Here is a 14,359-nt window from a genome sequence, read left to right on the forward strand (position 1 = left end):
CGAGCCTGCCCCGGAACATCGGGTGACGCCACGCATCGCACGGCGCGTCGGCAAAATGGCCGCGGCAAGAATGGGATTTAAGTTTCAAGGCTTGGGAGGATGACAGCTGACGTGAGATCGAGGGCAGCGAGCAAGTTGGATGAAGGAAGGTTTGTGACCTTATGAGATCATTAACCTTTCCGCTTCGCTGGCCTGTCGTCGCCGCGTCTGCGGGGAGGTGTTCGCACCTCATTCCATCGCCTGTCCGGCGAATCTCCGGAAGACCGGGCTCCAGCCCGTCATCCCCCCTATATGTATCGTCTTAATTTTCCGTATCCGTGTTTCTCCGGAGTACTACGCCTTCGGCCCCTAACGCATTGTTATCGCCCGTGCCGAAAACTGCTCCGGCCGAAAGCCTTGCAGCGGATCACAATCGCGTTGCTGTCGCTCCGGCAATCCGGACAAACGAGCGCGATCGTGTCACAGCCAGAACAGCTTCCGCCTTCAGAAGACTCCATCATCACCGAACTCGAAGAGGCCGTCCGCAGCGGCACCTCGGCGAAGCGCGTCAACACGCTGCGCCAGGTCACCAACCTGTTCCTGCATGACGGCGAACGCCTCAGCGAGGACCAGATCAAGGTATTCGACAACGTGCTGTGCATGCTGGTCTCGCGGGTCGAGACCCGCGCGCGAGCCGAGCTCAGCAAGCATCTCGCGCCGGTCGACTACGCGCCCGTCGAATTGATCCAGCAGCTCGCCCGCGACGACGAGATCTCGGTGGCCGAGAACGTGCTGATGCACTCGAGCCGGCTCACCGAGCATACGCTGGTGGAGGTCGCGGCGACCAAGGGCCAGGATCACCTGATGGCGATCTCCAGCCGTCCGCATCTGACCGAGGCGGTGACCGACATCATCGTCGACCGCGGCGAGCGCCGGGTGATCCGCAAGCTCGCCAACAACCAGACCGCGCGCTTCTCCGAGTCCGGCTATTCCGGGATGATGGCGCATGCCGAGGACGACGACGAATTGTCCGAGATCATCGGGCTGCGCGTCGACCTGCCCACCAAGCACCTGCGCGACCTCCTGCGCCGCGCGACCGAAGCCGTGCGCGCCAGGCTGATGGCCTCGGCGCCGCCGGCGTTGCAACAGGAGATCAAGAAGATCCTCAAGGCGATCGCCGACGTTGCGCGCAGCGACGGCGGCCTGGTCGGGCGCGACTTCACGCTGGCCGAAGAGGCCGTCAAGCGCATGAAGGGGCTGAACGAGCTCAACGATGCCGCCATCGCCTTCTTCGCCGAGACCCGCCGCTTCGGCGAGGTTTCCGCCGCACTCGGCCTGCTCAACAACGTCCCGACCGAGATGATGGCCAAGGTGCTCGAAGGCCCGCGCACCGACATCGTGCTGATCCCTTGCCGTGCCGCCGGGCTGGCCTGGTCGGTGGTGGCGAAAATCCTGACCCACCGGCCAATCAAGCACGCCATCGACAGCGACACGCTCAAGCTCGCGGAACGCGACTACGGCCGCCTGTCGCTCGACACCGCCCAGCGCACGCTGCGATTCTGGATGGTGCACAACAAGGTCGAGAAGTGAGCGGGCGCTCACAAGACGCGATCCTCATCAGCAACGACTCTCGAGCCTTCTCATACTCCGCTGTCGTCCCTGCGAACGCAGGGACCCATACCGCGTGATGTGAATTGGCGGAAAATGTCTTGATCGTCGTCCTTCGCCACACGACCGCCGGTGGCTATGGGTCACTGCGAACGCAGGGACGACGGCTATGGCTGTCGCAGGCGGCCGGGCATCACCAAGCCGACCGGCCAGCGTTATCGCCAGGAGATCGCCGGGCGCCGGATTGACTTTGGTGCGCCCGCACTCCTACGGTGATCGCGACGGTGCCCCTCGACCGGGGCTCAAAAGGGAATGCGGTGCCGGATGCGTCTCGCAAGGGACGTGACTGAAGGCCGCAGCTGCCCCCGCAACTGTAAGCGGCGAATCTCGCGTCAAAGGCCACTGGGAAATCTCGGTCCCGGGAAGGCGACGTGGAGGTGATGACCCGCGAGCCAGGAGACCTGCCGTCAGCCGTGGTCACACGCGAGGATGCCGGTCGGGGCGTTATTGGCATCGTTTTCAGGCAAGCCTGCGAAGGCCTGCATGAGACCTCGTTCGCGGTGACGTGCCACTGACGTCATGCCGAGGTTCCTCGTGTCTCCCGTTCCCCATGCCAGGCGCAGTCGCGCCCTTCTGTCGTCGTTCTGCGTCCTCTCGTCATTCGCCCTGCTCGGCCCCTCGTCCACAGCAGCGCAGCAATCCGCCTCCCCCGACCTTCTGCCCCCGGTTGAGGTCGACCCGCCGCGCGAGCCGATCGCTCAGAAACCAGCCATCCCCCGCAGAACCGGCAACGCCGCGCATCAGCAGGTGCCGGCGGCAAAGCCGGCCGCGCCGGCCAGCCCCCCCGTCGCCGTCAGCCCGACCGGTGTCGTCACGCCAGTCGCCCACGTCGCGAATGCGATCACCGTGATGACCGACAAGGACATCGCCGGGCAGCAGGCCCGCACGGTGCCGGACATCCTGAGCACGATCCCCGGATTGAACGTGGTGCAGGCCGGCGGCCCGGGCGGCCAGACCAACGTCTTCATGCGCGGCACCAACGCCAATCACACCAAGCTCTTCATCGACGGCATCGACGTCGGCGATGTCACCAACGGCAATGGCGCGTTCGATTTCGCGCATCTGCTCGCCGCCGACATCCAGCAGTTCGAGGTGCTGCGCGGGCCGCAGAGCGGGCTCTACGGCTCGGATGCGATCGGCGGGGTGATCTCGGTGATCACGCGCAAGGGCGAGGGCCCGGCGCGCGCGACCGCCTCGGTCGAGAGCGGCTCGTTCAAGACCTTCAACCAGTCAGCCGGCGTCAGCGGCTCACAAAACAATATCAACTACGCGATCAATGTCGCGCATCTGCACGCCGGCGACGTTCCGGTGACCCCGTGGCAGCTGCTGCCTGCGGGGCAGAAGGCCATCGGCAATGCCTACGACAACGTCACCGCCTCGGCCAAGCTGGGCGTCGACCTCAACGAGGCCTGGACGCTGAACTCGGTGATTCGATACACCGACGCGACGCTGCTGTTCACCGGCGACAGCGGCTTTCCGAGCTTTCCCGACGCGGCCCAGAGCAACCACACCGTCCACCAGCTTGCAACACGCCAGGAAGCCGTGTGGTCGCTGCTCGGCGGCCGCATCCGGAACTACTTCGGCGCCAACTATGTGAACAACCGGTCGTCCGATCTGACGGCTGGCAATCCGGTGGCGGCGGTCGCGACCGGCGAGCGCATCAAGTATGACTGGCACGCGGTGACCGAGCTGGCGCCGCATAACAATCTCGTCGTCGGCCTGGAGCAGCAGACCGAGCGGCTGAAGACCGCCGACCTCTCGGCCGAGAATGGCAACAAGGCCGGCTTCGTCGAGCTGCAGACCGAGTTCGTGAAGCGCTGGTTCTTGGTGGCGAGCCTGCGCAACGACGTCAACGACCAGTTCGGCGGCCATGGCACCTACCGGATCGCGCCGGCGGTGATCCTGCCGGTGACCGAGACCAAGCTGAAGGCGAGCTACGGCACCGGCTTCAAGGCGCCGACCCTGAGCCAGTTGCACCAGGATTTTCCGGCGTTCAACTTCTTCGCCAATCCCAACCTCCGGCCGGAGCAGAGCACCGGCTACGACGCCGGCTTCGAGCAGCCGCTGTTCGACGATCGTCTCCGCTTCGGCGCGACCTACTTCCACAACAGCATCACCGACTTGATCAATTTCAACGCGACCTTCACCTCCTACGCCAATGTCGGCCTCGCGACGACCGAGGGCACCGAGAGCTTCGTGACCGCTGATCTCACCGACCGGATCTCGCTGCGTGCGGACTACACGTTCACCCGCGCGGTCGATGCGGCCACCGGCCTGCAGCTGTTGCGGCGGCCGAAGGAGAAATGGAGCGCCACCGCGACATGGGCGCCGATCGATGCGCTGACGCTGTCAGCGACGCTGCTGCACATCGGCGACTGGCTCGACGTCAGCCGCGACGGCATGACCACCGGCCTCGTCGCGCCCGGCTATACGGTCGTCAACCTGCGCAGCGACTACGCGCTGTCCGACCAGGTCAAGCTGTTCGGCCGGATCGACAACCTCTTCAACCATCACTACCAGAACCCGACCGGATTCCTCGCGCCGGGCTTCGGCGTGTTCGGCGGCATCCGGGTGGCGAGCTTCGGCGTGCAGTGACGCTGCCGACCAACCTCCCGGCGGCTGACAGAAGCTGCCGAAATGGACTACAATCGCAACAGAAGGAGATGTTCCATGACTCTCGACGTCCTCGACCGGTCTGGTACCGAGGCTCGCCTCGCGCCCGTTCCGCAACGGCACGCCGCTGCGTTCTGCTTCGCGCTGCTGACAGGGGCCTGCGCGCTGGCGAGCCTTGTGTTCGCCTGCGCGACGCCGTTTGCGGCCTTCGCCGTGATCGCCGCCGCCATGCTGCCGCTGCGCGCGGCGCTGCCGGTGATGCTCGGCGCCTGGCTGGTCAACCAGGGCATCGGCTTCGGCGCGCTGCACTATCCGGTCGATGCCAACACGCTGGCCTGGGGCGCCATGATCGGCGTGGCGGCGCTCAGCGCCACCGTTGTGGCCCGCATGGCCCTGGCGACCTTGCGCACAGCACCAGCGACGGTCGCGCTTGCCGTCGCGCTCCCCAGTGCCTACGCCGCCTATGAGCTGGTGCTGCTGGCCGCCACGCCCGCACTCGGCGGCGCCGCGAGCTTCGCGCTCCCGATCGTCGCCCGCCTCGGCCTGACCAGCGCCGCCTGGCTCGTCGGCCTCGTCGCCGTCAGCGAGATCGTCCGCCTGCTGACGCCGGTGGCGTCGCGCCGCGCGGCGTCCTGAACGCGCCGGCGGACCTTCAACGACCCCAAACAAAAACGGCGGGCCTCTGCCCGCCGTTTTCATTTCTCGGTTTCGCCGCAAGACCTCAGTTCTTCGACTTGTCGACCAGCGCGCCCTTCTTGATCCAGGGCATCATGTCGCGCAGGCGGGCGCCGACTTCCTCGATCGGGTGCTGGGCAAGCTTGGCCCGGGTCGCCTTGAACGAGGTCTGGTTGACCTTGTTCTCCAGCATCCAGTCGCGCGCGAAGCGGCCTGACTGGATGTCGTCGAGCACGCGCTTCATCTCGGCCTTGGTCTCCGGCGTGATGATGCGCGGGCCGGTGACGTACTCGCCGTATTCGGCGGTGTTGGAGATCGAGTAGTTCATGTTGGCGATGCCGCCTTCATAGATCAGGTCGACGATCAGCTTGACCTCGTGCAGGCACTCGAAATAGGCCATCTCCGGCGCGTAGCCGGCCTCGGTCAGCGTCTCGTAGCCGGCCTTGATCAGCTCGACCAGGCCGCCGCACAGCACCGCCTGTTCGCCGAACAGGTCGGTCTCGCACTCTTCCTTGAACGTGGTCTCGATGATGCCGGCGCGGCCGCCGCCGATCGCCGAGGCGTAGGACAGGCCGAGGTCATGGGCATTGCCCGAGGAGTCCTTGGCGATCGCGATCAGGCAGGGCACGCCGCCGCCGCGCTGGTACTCCGAGCGGACGGTATGGCCGGGGCCCTTCGGCGCGATCATCAGCACGTCGAGATCGGCGCGCGGGTCCAGCAGGTTGAAGTGGACGTTGAGGCCGTGCGCGAACACCAGCGCGGCGCCCTGCTTCATGTTGTCGTGCAGGTGCTCGCGGTAGATGTCGCCCTGCAGCTCGTCCGGCGTCAGCATCATCACGAGGTCGGCCCACTTCGCGGCCTCGGCGACTTCCATCACCTTGAAGCCGGCGCCTTCGGCCTTCTTGGCGGAGGCCGAGCCCTTGCGCAGCGCGATCGCGACGTCCTTGACGCCGGAATCCTTCAGGTTGAGCGCGTGGGCATGGCCCTGGCTGCCATAGCCGACGATGACGACCTTCTTGCCCTTGATCAGGTTCAGATCGGCGTCGCGATCGTAGTAGACACGCATTGTCGTTTCCTCTTTGAGATGGCCGGAATTGGCTGGAAAGTCAGACGCTTGGGTGAGGCACGGGCGGCTGCGCCCGGACGAAATCCGGCCCGTGTCTAGAGCATTTTGGGCCTGCTTGGAAACCCCGATCTCGCATGGCGGCCCGATCCCTCATGCGTCCATGAACACGGGATAGAGCGAGGCCAGCAGCAGCACCGCCATCAGGATGTTGAAGCCGCGGACCGCGCGTTCGGAGCTGAGCAGCGGCCGCAAGGCCGTGCCGAACAGCGTCCAGGTGATGGTCGAGGCGACCGCCATCACGAAGCTGATCGCGACCTGCAGCGCCACGTTGGCCGGAAAGCGCGCGATCGCGGCATAGGCGGTGATGGTGCTGATCACCATCACCCAGCCCTTGGCGTTGACCCATTGGAACAGCGCCGCGCCCCAGAACGACATCGGGCCGCGCGGCTTGGCGTCGTCAGGCTCGGCCGATCCTGACAAGGCGATGGCGACCGCGAGGTAGATCAGATAGGCCGCGCCGAGATATTTCAGCACGTCCTGCAGCAGGGGATAGCGGATGAACACCGTCGCGAGGCCGAAGCCGACCGCGCCGACCATGAAGGCGAAGCCGAAGCTGACGCCCATCATGTGCGGCACCGTGCGGCGGAAGCCATGGGTCACGCCCGACGACAGCAGCATGATGTTGTTCGGCCCGGGCGTGAACGCCATCACGAAGGCGAAGGTGACAAAGGCGATGAGGAGCTGCTGGGACATCAGGACGCTCCCACGATACGGGGACTCTTCACCCTCCCCTGGAGGGGGAGGGTCGATCGCGCATGCAATGCGCGATCGGGGTGGGGTGGGCCCCAGGCACAGCTCGCGCGTGGAGGCATCACCCCACCCCGGTTCACATCGCCGCTTCGCGCGATGTGAACCGACCCTCCCCCTCCAGGGGAGGGTGGCAGCGGGGCCACCTCACCATCTCGCGCAAACATCAACACCGCTCGTTCAGCCCTGCCCCGCCGGCTTCTGCAGCACGTACGTCGCGTGCATCGGCGCATGGTAGTCGGCGGAGACCGTGACGAAGCCGACCTCGGCCAGCATGCGCTCCATCACCCAGGCGAAGGTCGAGTTCTCGTCGCGCATGTGGGTGATGACGCTGTCGCGGGCGAGGTCGTGGTTCTTGATGTTGAAATCCGCCCACTGCTCGACCGAGCGCTCGACGCCGTCGGGCATGCTGACATAGACGATGTCGCGCAGGAAGAACTGCGCGCCCGGCTTCAGCGCCGCGAAGATGCGCGCCAGCGCCACCGCCTTCCAGAAGTCCGGCAGATGATGCAGCGTGAACTCGCTGGCGATCAGGTCATACGAGTTCGGCTCATAGGCGAACGACAGCAGCCCCGCCGAATGCATCCGCACCGCGGTACGGCGGTCGCGGGTGTAGATCCGGGTCAGCGCCAGCATCGCCGGCGAGATGTCGATGGCGTCGACGACGGCGCCCAGCAGCGCCGCCTCGGTCGCCAGCACGCCGTTGCCGCAGCCGATGTCCGCCACCCGCCAGCCCGGCTTGACGCCGAGCATCTTCAGAGCAGCGCGCGCGCGCTCGTCGGCATCATCGCCCGAGCCGTAGATCGAGGCGACGGCATGATCGAGCCCGATCCGGTTGCGTTCGTTGTAGTACCAGTCGCGCGCCAGCATGGCTCACATCCCTTCCGATCCCCGCCCGATCGCCGCAATGCCGGTCCTGGCGACTTCCACCAGGCCGAGCGGACGCATCAGATCGATGAATTGCGTGATCTTGTCGGTATTGCCTGTGATCTCGAACACGAAGCTTTCCGTCGTGGCGTCGATCACCCGGGCGCGGAACGCATCCGCCAGCCGCAGCGCCTCGACCCGCGGCTCGCCGGTGCCGCGCACCTTGACCATCGCGAGCTCGCGCTCGATCGCGCGCTTGGTCAGCGTCATGTCGACGACGCGGTAGACCGGGATCATGCGGTCGAGCTGGTGCTTGATCTGCTGGATCACCATCGGCGTGCCGGTGGTGACGATGGTGATGCGCGAGAGGTGCTTCTGGCTCTCGGTCTCGGAGACGGTGAGGCTCTCGATGTTGTAGCCGCGGCCCGAGAACAGGCCGATGACGCGCGCGAGCACGCCCGGCTCGTTCTGCACCAGCACCGCCAGCGTGTGCGTCTCGTTCGGATCGTGACGGTCTTCGAGGAAATAGGCTGACGCTGGCTGGTTCATTGGTGTCCCCGTGATAGTTCAACCGTCATGGCCGGGCATAGCAGTCTGCCTTGCGCAGACTGCGTAAACTTGTCTGCGCTCCCGGCCCTCCACGTCGAGCGTCGAGCGCGCGGTTCGTGGATGCCTGGGTCAAGCCCGGGCATGACAGCGGTGTTTGTGGCGAGTTGCGAGCTCCTCATGCGGCCCCCGCTTCGGCATGCGTGGCCGCCGGCAGCACCCAGCGCCTGAACAGGTCGAGATCGATGTTGCCGCCCGTGAGCACCAGGCCGACGCGCTTGCCGGCGAGCCTGCCCTTTTCCTGCAAGGCCGCCGCAAGCGGTGCCGCGCCGGCACCTTCGGCGAGATTGTGGGTGTCGGTCCAGAGAATGCGCACGGCCTCGGCGATCTCGGCGTCGCCGACCTGCACGATGCGCGAGGCGCCTTTCAGGATGATGGCGAGCGCATCCGCATCCGGGCTGCGCGTCGCGAGACCATCGGCGTGGGTGTCGGCGCTGTTGGTCGTCACCACCGTCCGCGCAGCGAACGACAGCGCGTAGGACGGCGCCTCGGTCGACTGCACGCCGACGATCTCGGTCTTCAAACCCAAGAGATCGCGCGCAAGGATGCAGCCGCAGATGCCGGAGCCCTGCCCGATCGAGACGTAGAGCACATCGAGGTCGGGCGCCGTGCGGAACAGCTCCAGCGCGTAGGTCGCGACGCCGCGCACGAGATCGCGATGGAACGACGGCACCATGTGCAGGCCGTCGCGCGCCGCATGGCGGCCGGCCTCCTCGCGCGCCTCCTGGAAGTCGCTGCCGTGCTCGATCAGCTCGGCGCCGAACGCCGCCATCGCGCGGTTCTTCTCGACCGAGTTGCCACGCGGCACGTAGATCGTCACCGGCAGGCCGTTGCGACGGCCGGCAAACGCGACGCTCTGGCCATGATTGCCGCGCGTCGCGGTGATCAGGCCGCGGACGTCCGGCCGCGTGCGCTTGAGGTTGTCGACATAGACCAGTCCGCCGCGCACCTTGAAGGCGCCGGCCGGCGTGTGGTTCTCGTGCTTCACGACGACCCCGGTCCCCAGCCGCTGCGCCAGCAACGGCCACGCATGCGCCGGCGTCGCCGGCACCGCGGCGCCGACGATGGCGTGGGCGGCTTCGAGCTCAGCGAGGGTGAACATGAGAACTCCCTGACGCATGGGCACAATGCGGCCGCGCAAGCAGATGAGCTCCCTCGCCCCGCTTGCGGGGAGAGGGGGATTCTCCGCGAGGCCGACTGCGTGGAGAGTCCCCCTCACCCGACGCTGCGCGTCGACCTCTCCCCGCAAGCGGGGAGAGGTTAAGAGAGAGACTGCCGGACGCGCGTGCCATCACCGCACCATCAAACCTATCAGACTCACACCAGCGCCTTGCCGCCCGCGAACGCCGCGGCCGGATCGCTCGCTTCCGCCGGCAGGATCATCTCGTTATGCGCCTTGCCCGACGGGATCATCGGGAAGCAGTTTTCGAGCGCCGCGACGCGGCAGTCGAACAGCACCGGCTTCTTGACCGAGATCATCTCCTTGATCGCGCCGTCGAGGTCGCCGGGCTTGCTCACCTGCAATCCGACGCCGCCATAGGCCTCGGCCAGTTTGACGAAGTCCGGCAGCGCCTCCGAGTAGGAGTGCGACAGGCGGTTGCCGTGCAGCAGCTGCTGCCACTGCCGCACCATGCCCATGTACTGGTTGTTGAGGATGAAGATCTTGACCGGCAGCTCGTACTGCACGGCCGTCGACATCTCCTGCATCGTCATCTGCACCGAGGCGTCGCCGCCGATGTCGATGACGAGGCTGTCGGGATGGGCGACCTGGACGCCGATCGCGGCCGGCAGGCCGTAGCCCATGGTGCCGAGACCGCCCGAGGTCATCCAGCGGTGCGGTTCCTCGAAGCCGTAGAACTGCGCCGCCCACATCTGGTGCTGGCCGACCTCGGTCGTGATGTAGGTGTCGCGGCCGCGCGTCAGCTCGAACAGCCGCTGGATCGCATATTGCGGCATGATGACGTCGCGGTTCGGCCGGTAGGCCAGCGAGTTGCGCGCGCGCCAGACGGCGATCTCCTGCCACCACGACTTGATGTCGGGCTTCTTCGCCTCGGCCCTGAACACCTGCAGGATGTCGGCGAGCACGTCGCCGCAATCGCCGATGATCGGCACGTCGACGCGGATGTTCTTGTTGATCGAGGACGGATCGATGTCGATGTGGATCTTCTTCGAGCCGGGCGAGAACGCATCGGTGCGCCCGGTGATGCGGTCATCGAAGCGCGCGCCGACGCACAGCATGACGTCGCAATCATGCATCGCCATGTTGGCCTCGTAGGTGCCGTGCATGCCGAGCATGCCGAGCCAATTGGTGCCCGACGCCGGATAGGCGCCCAATCCCATCAGCGTCGAGGTGATCGGGAAGCCCGTGACCTCGACCAGCTCGCGCAGCAGCCGCGAGGCCTCCGGCCCCGAATTGATGACGCCGCCGCCGGAATAGATCACCGGCCGCTTGGCGCCCGCCAGCAGCGCCACGGCTTTGCGGATCTGCATCGCGTCGCCCTTCACGCGCGGCGAATAGGAGATGTGGACGTCGGACTTGCGTGGCGGATGATAGGTGCCGGTCGCGAACTGCACGTCCTTCGGCACGTCGACGACGACCGGCCCCGGACGGCCCGTGGTCGCGACATAGAACGCCTCGTGCAGCACCTTGGCGAGATCGTTGACGTTGCGGACCAGCCAGTTGTGCTTGGTGCAGGGCCGGGTGATGCCGACCGTGTCGCATTCCTGGAAGGCATCGTTGCCGATCAGATGCGTCGGCACCTGGCCGGTGATGCAGACCAGCGGGATCGAATCCATCAGCGCGTCCGCCAGCGGCGTCACCATGTTGGTGGCGCCGGGGCCGGAGGTCACCAGCACGACGCCCGGCCTGCCGGTCGAGCGCGCATAGCCTTCGGCGGCGTGGCCGGCGCCCTGCTCGTGGCGGACCAGGATGTGCTCGACCTCGCTCTGCTGGAAGATCTCGTCATAGATCGGAAGCACCGCACCGCCGGGATAGCCGAAGAGGTGCTGCACGCCGTGGTCGATGAGCGCGCGCACGATCATCGCGGCGCCGGTCATCTGGTTCGGATCGTGGCTCTTGTCGGTCATGGTGGGCTCCGGATCGCTTCTGTCAGCGGCTGGTCGGTCTTGGTCAGTCGGTCTTGGTCAGTCGGTTTTGGTCACTTGGGTCAGGGTCGTTTCGGTCGGATCGCTGGCTTCCAGGCAATAAAAAAGGGCCCTGGAAGGCCCTGCGCACCGCTCGGAATTTGGATGGCCGCTAGCCATCCCCGGCGGTGCGCCTGGGTACGACGGCGATAAGGAGGATGGAAATAAAGTTGCGCATGATGCCGAGCGAGCTTCCCAAAGGTTGCGCGAAACATAGCCGGCGATGCCCCAATGTCAAGGCAAAGCCGGCCCGTCAGCGCGATTTTGCGATGTTAACGCGGAATTTTCCGTTCGGCGAGCGGTAATTTGGCCAGCGCTGCCGCAAAGGGCCTACCGCTCGCGCGGACTTAGGGGTTCCAAGGGTTGATCAGCGAGAGCCCGAGCCCAGCGAAATCGCCAGCATTTCGCGTTGCGAGGTCAAGACCATAGGCGGACGCGATACCGGCGATCTGCAGATCAGCGAGCTTCGTCGGGATCTGTTGCAGCGGCAACCCGCGCGCTCGCGCTATTGCAACCAGCTGAACAGCGGCCTGGGCGGCGGCAGCGTCGAATGCATAAACCCGGCTTCCGAAGCGACGGATCGTCCGGCTGATCGCGTTCTGGAGGCTGTCTTTCCGCCGTCCGTCGTCGAGCATCGCAACACCCGCGCCGAGTTCGAGAATGGTGATGCTCGATATCGCGGCATTCGCAAAGTTGACGTCGAGCCAGCGGATCACTTGCATCGCTGGCGCCAGCTTCAACACCTCTGAGATGACGTTGGTATCGAGCAGGATCATTCGAAATCGACCGACCGGATCGGAGCGGCGCGGAGCAGTTTGAGCTCCTCATCAAGGTCGACGCCCGGCCTCGTGATGGCAAAGAGCCAGCTGCCAAACGGCGCTATATCGTCGGGCGACTCCGCTTCCTCACGAGCAAGCTTTTCCAACGTCTCCCTCAGGTCAGCCTCCAAGCTCTTGCCACGGCGTTCGGCGCGAAGTCGCAACAGCTCCTTGGTCGCGTCGTCCACTTTGCGGATCAGGATGTCAGCCATCAGAAGAGCCTCCATCTAATTGATATCACGATATCAAAAATCTTTCAATGCTGCCATCCCCTCCCGCGCCGCCTCCGGGCTCATCCACTCGAACTCCGGCAGTTGGTGCCGAAACCAGGTGAACTGCCGCTTGGCATAATGGCGGGTGTCGGCCTTGCCGATGGCGGCCGCCTCCTCCCGCGTGATCTCCCCTCTGATATAGCGGATCAGCGCCGGCACGCCGTGGGCCTTCATCGCCGGCAGCAGCGGATCGAGGCCGCGCGCGGCCAGCCGCTCGACCTCTTGCAGCGCACCGCGCTCCAGCATCAGATCGAACCGTGCATCGATCCGCGCGTAGAGCGCCTCGCGCTCCGGAGCGATGAACAGCGCCCGATAGCTGCCCTCCGGCAGCAGCGGCGGAGTGGCCTCGGCATGCCAGTCGGCCAATGGCCGACCCGTCGCCTCGATCACCTCCAGCGCCCGGGCCACGCGGGCGCGGTCGCGGACGTTCAGCCGCGCGGCCGCCGCCGGATCGCGTCGCGCCAGCTCGGCATGCAAGGCCTCGACGCCGTCGCGATCGAGCCTGAGACGCACCGCGTTGCGCACCTCGTCCGGCACGGGCGGCACCGCGGACAGCCCTGATGTCAGCGCCTTGAAATACAGGCCAGTGCCACCGATAAAGATCGGCAGCCGCCCGGCCCGTTGCACCTCGCTCAGGATCTCCGCGGCATCCCGGACATAATGGCCGGCCGAGTAGTTCACGCTGGCATCGACATGGCCGTAGAGCCGGTGCGGCACGGTGGCCTCTTCGTCGCAGGTCGGCCTTGCCGTCAGCACCCTCAGATCGCGGTAGACCTGCATGGAATCGGTGTTGATGACGACCCCGCCCGCTTTTTGCGCAAGTTCCATCGCCAGCGCCGACTTGCCGCTGGCGGTCGGCCCTGCGATAAGCACCGCTTTGTTGATCCCTGGCAAAGTCACCTGATGTCTCTCGTCGCCACCTTCATCTGCAATCCCGCCGATCCCGCGCTTGATACCACGATCGTGGAGGCCTTCCTGGCCGTTCTGCCCTCGCCGGGCACGCCGCGCTGGCTGTTCGACGAGGTCGCGATCGACATCCCCTTCGCCCACGACGGCGAGGTCCACAAGCTCGAGGCGCGTCTGCGCGACCTGCGCGGCGACATGCCGATCGACATCGTCGTGCAGGCGGAAGCCGTCAGGCGCAAGAAGCTTTTCCTCGCCGACATGGACAGCACCATGATCGGGCAGGAATGCATCGACGAACTCGCCGATTTCGCCGGGCTGAAGCCGCGCGTCGCCGCCATCACCGAGCGCGCCATGCGCGGCGAGATCGCGTTCGAGCCGGCGTTGCGCGAACGCGTCGCATTGCTGAAGGACCTGCCGGTGAGCGTCGTCGACGAAGTCCTGACCAAGCGCATCAAGCTGACGCCGGGCGGCCGTCATCTGGTGATGACCATGCGCGCCAACGGCGCCTATACCTGCCTGATCTCCGGCGGCTTCACGCTGTTCACCAGCGCCATCGCGGCCAAGATCGGCTTCCAGGAGAACCGCGCCAACGAGCTCATCATCGATGGCGGCAAGCTCACGGGCGAGGTGCGCGAGCCGATCATCGGCCGCGACGCCAAGCTCGCCACCCTGATCGAGCTGCGCGAGGCGTTCGATCTCGACGAGATCGACACCCTGGCGGTCGGCGACGGCGCCAACGACCTCGGCATGATCGAGGCGGCCGGTCTCGGCGTCGCCTATCACGCCAAGCCTGCGGTCTCGGCCGCAGCCTCGGCCCGCATCGACCACGGCGACCTCACCGCCCTGCTCTATGCCCAGGGCTACACGCGCGATCAGTTCGTCGACTGACGAGACTGCGGCCGCGCGGCAGGCCAATAGCCGCGCGAGCCTTTGCGCAA

General features: G+C 66.1%; 13 protein-coding genes and 1 riboswitch. Of the genes, 4 read left to right on the forward strand and 9 right to left on the reverse strand.

Annotation, left to right across the window (positions count from 1 at the left end; all coding sequences use genetic code 11):
• Positions 1-456: 456 nt before the first annotated feature.
• The 3 genes from QX073_RS18210 to QX073_RS18220 all read left to right on the forward strand — a co-directional run bounded on the left by QX073_RS18210 (position 457) and on the right by QX073_RS18220 (position 4,896).
• Positions 457-1,569: a DUF2336 domain-containing protein gene (locus QX073_RS18210; protein WP_315752746.1), complete on the forward strand. Its 1,113-nt coding sequence runs from the start codon at positions 457-459 to the stop codon at positions 1,567-1,569.
• A 283-nt stretch (positions 1,570-1,852) separates the two neighbouring features.
• A riboswitch (cobalamin riboswitch) is annotated at positions 1,853-2,071 on the forward strand.
• Between the two features lie 95 nt (positions 2,072-2,166).
• Positions 2,167-4,242 (forward strand): TonB-dependent receptor plug domain-containing protein, encoded by a 2,076-nt coding sequence (locus QX073_RS18215; protein ID WP_316226131.1) that lies wholly within the window; start codon positions 2,167-2,169, stop codon positions 4,240-4,242.
• A gap of 75 nt (positions 4,243-4,317) precedes the next feature.
• Positions 4,318-4,896, forward strand: coding sequence for a hypothetical protein (locus tag QX073_RS18220; RefSeq protein WP_316226132.1), 579 nt, complete (start codon positions 4,318-4,320; stop codon positions 4,894-4,896).
• An 85-nt stretch (positions 4,897-4,981) separates the two neighbouring features.
• On the opposite strand, the gene ilvC is transcribed toward QX073_RS18220, so the two are convergent.
• The 9 genes from ilvC to miaA form a co-directional block, all read right to left on the reverse strand.
• On the reverse strand, positions 4,982-6,001 hold the full coding sequence (gene ilvC, locus QX073_RS18225; protein WP_315713342.1) for a ketol-acid reductoisomerase: 1,020 nt from the start codon (positions 5,999-6,001) through the stop codon (positions 4,982-4,984).
• Between the two features lie 150 nt (positions 6,002-6,151).
• On the reverse strand, positions 6,152-6,754 hold the full coding sequence (locus QX073_RS18230) for a LysE family translocator (RefSeq protein ID WP_316226133.1): 603 nt from the start codon (positions 6,752-6,754) through the stop codon (positions 6,152-6,154).
• A gap of 234 nt (positions 6,755-6,988) precedes the next feature.
• The gene (locus QX073_RS18235) at positions 6,989-7,678 is read right to left on the reverse strand and encodes a class I SAM-dependent methyltransferase (RefSeq protein ID WP_316192847.1); all 690 of its coding nucleotides are present in this window, start codon (positions 7,676-7,678) and stop codon (positions 6,989-6,991) included.
• A 3-nt stretch (positions 7,679-7,681) separates the two neighbouring features.
• Entirely contained in the window at positions 7,682-8,224 is a 543-nt protein-coding gene (gene ilvN / locus QX073_RS18240) for an acetolactate synthase small subunit (protein ID WP_315713345.1), read from the reverse strand.
• 175 nt (positions 8,225-8,399) lie between these two features.
• Positions 8,400-9,383, reverse strand: coding sequence for a threonine dehydratase (locus QX073_RS18245; protein WP_316201757.1), 984 nt, complete (start codon positions 9,381-9,383; stop codon positions 8,400-8,402).
• A gap of 215 nt (positions 9,384-9,598) precedes the next feature.
• Positions 9,599-11,368 (reverse strand): acetolactate synthase 3 large subunit, encoded by a 1,770-nt coding sequence (locus QX073_RS18250; protein WP_315713347.1) that lies wholly within the window; start codon positions 11,366-11,368, stop codon positions 9,599-9,601.
• 404 nt (positions 11,369-11,772) lie between these two features.
• On the reverse strand, positions 11,773-12,201 hold the full coding sequence (locus QX073_RS18255; RefSeq protein WP_315713348.1) for a PIN domain-containing protein: 429 nt from the start codon (positions 12,199-12,201) through the stop codon (positions 11,773-11,775).
• Positions 12,198-12,455 (reverse strand): FitA-like ribbon-helix-helix domain-containing protein, encoded by a 258-nt coding sequence (locus QX073_RS18260; RefSeq protein WP_315713349.1) that lies wholly within the window; start codon positions 12,453-12,455, stop codon positions 12,198-12,200. The genes QX073_RS18255 and QX073_RS18260 overlap by 4 nt, the downstream gene beginning before the upstream one ends.
• Positions 12,456-12,488: 33 nt before the next feature.
• The gene (miaA, locus tag QX073_RS18265; protein WP_316226134.1) at positions 12,489-13,415 is read right to left on the reverse strand and encodes a tRNA (adenosine(37)-N6)-dimethylallyltransferase MiaA; all 927 of its coding nucleotides are present in this window, start codon (positions 13,413-13,415) and stop codon (positions 12,489-12,491) included.
• A 3-nt stretch (positions 13,416-13,418) separates the two neighbouring features.
• Here miaA and serB point away from each other — a divergent pair, with 3 nt between their 5' ends.
• Entirely contained in the window at positions 13,419-14,309 is an 891-nt protein-coding gene (serB, locus tag QX073_RS18270) for a phosphoserine phosphatase SerB (protein WP_315752739.1), read from the forward strand.
• Positions 14,310-14,359 lie beyond the last annotated feature (50 nt).

Source organism: Bradyrhizobium sp. SZCCHNS3052, from assembly GCF_032484495.1.
Classification (GTDB): Bacteria; Pseudomonadota; Alphaproteobacteria; order Rhizobiales; family Xanthobacteraceae; genus Bradyrhizobium.

Bases quoted from the DNA above. Each gene is read 5' to 3' on its own strand.
- ilvC (WP_315713342.1), bottom strand. From the start codon at position 6,001: ATGCGTGTCTACTACGATCGCGACGCCGATCTGAACCTGATCAAGGGC.
- ilvN (WP_315713345.1), bottom strand. From the start codon at position 8,224: ATGAACCAGCCAGCGTCAGCCTATTTCCTCGAAGACCGTCACGATCCG.
- QX073_RS18255 (WP_315713348.1), bottom strand. From the start codon at position 12,201: ATGATCCTGCTCGATACCAACGTCATCTCAGAGGTGTTGAAGCTGGCG.
- QX073_RS18245 (WP_316201757.1), bottom strand. From the start codon at position 9,383: ATGTTCACCCTCGCTGAGCTCGAAGCCGCCCACGCCATCGTCGGCGCC.
- QX073_RS18260 (WP_315713349.1), bottom strand. From the start codon at position 12,455: ATGGCTGACATCCTGATCCGCAAAGTGGACGACGCGACCAAGGAGCTG.
- QX073_RS18220 (WP_316226132.1), top strand. From the start codon at position 4,318: ATGACTCTCGACGTCCTCGACCGGTCTGGTACCGAGGCTCGCCTCGCG.
- QX073_RS18230 (WP_316226133.1), bottom strand. From the start codon at position 6,754: ATGTCCCAGCAGCTCCTCATCGCCTTTGTCACCTTCGCCTTCGTGATG.
- QX073_RS18250 (WP_315713347.1), bottom strand. From the start codon at position 11,368: ATGACCGACAAGAGCCACGATCCGAACCAGATGACCGGCGCCGCGATG.
- QX073_RS18235 (WP_316192847.1), bottom strand. From the start codon at position 7,678: ATGCTGGCGCGCGACTGGTACTACAACGAACGCAACCGGATCGGGCTC.
- QX073_RS18215 (WP_316226131.1), top strand. From the start codon at position 2,167: ATGCCGAGGTTCCTCGTGTCTCCCGTTCCCCATGCCAGGCGCAGTCGC.
- serB (WP_315752739.1), top strand. From the start codon at position 13,419: ATGTCTCTCGTCGCCACCTTCATCTGCAATCCCGCCGATCCCGCGCTT.